Source organism: Pseudomonas ceruminis (assembly GCF_021602025.1).
Classification (GTDB): Bacteria; Pseudomonadota; Gammaproteobacteria; order Pseudomonadales; family Pseudomonadaceae; genus Aquipseudomonas; species Aquipseudomonas ceruminis.
On sequence record NZ_BQHW01000080.1, the window covers coordinates 1 to 470 of the forward strand.

The window sequence follows — 470 nt, forward strand, 5'->3', positions numbered from 1 at the left end:
ACGATATTGCTGACTTCGGCCGGTGGGGTGGTATCCGGCGCTTGGAACTCAAGCGGCGCAGAGGTATTGCCGGCGGCGTCCACCAAGCGCACATCGAGGGTTTCGCCGTTGGCTTGGGCAGGCGACAGGGTCAGGCTGAAGGTGCCGTCTGCACCTACCACGCCGCTACCGATCACAGTGCCGGACGCATCCCTTACCTGAACCGTAGACCCCGGTTCACCACGACCCGTCAGGGTGACGCCATTGGCCAGGGCCAAGTCGGTCGGTTGAGCTGGCGGCTGCAGGTCTGGAGAAGTCACCGAACCGGGCGGCGACACATTGCCAGCAGCATCGGTCAGGGTCACTTGCAGCGACGAGCCATCCTTCACTGCCGGATTCAAGGTGAGCTGGAAGGTCCCATCGGCACCTACGGTACCGGTAGCCAGCACGTTGCCTGCGCCATCGCGTACTTGCACCGTGGCGCCTACTTC

Annotated in this window: 1 protein-coding gene; it reads right to left on the reverse strand. The window is 63.8% G+C overall.

Annotated elements, in window-relative coordinates; genetic code table 11:
- The coding region (locus tag L6D80_RS29880) for an Ig-like domain-containing protein (RefSeq protein ID WP_236183112.1) at positions 1–470 on the reverse strand (470 nt) is incomplete at both ends.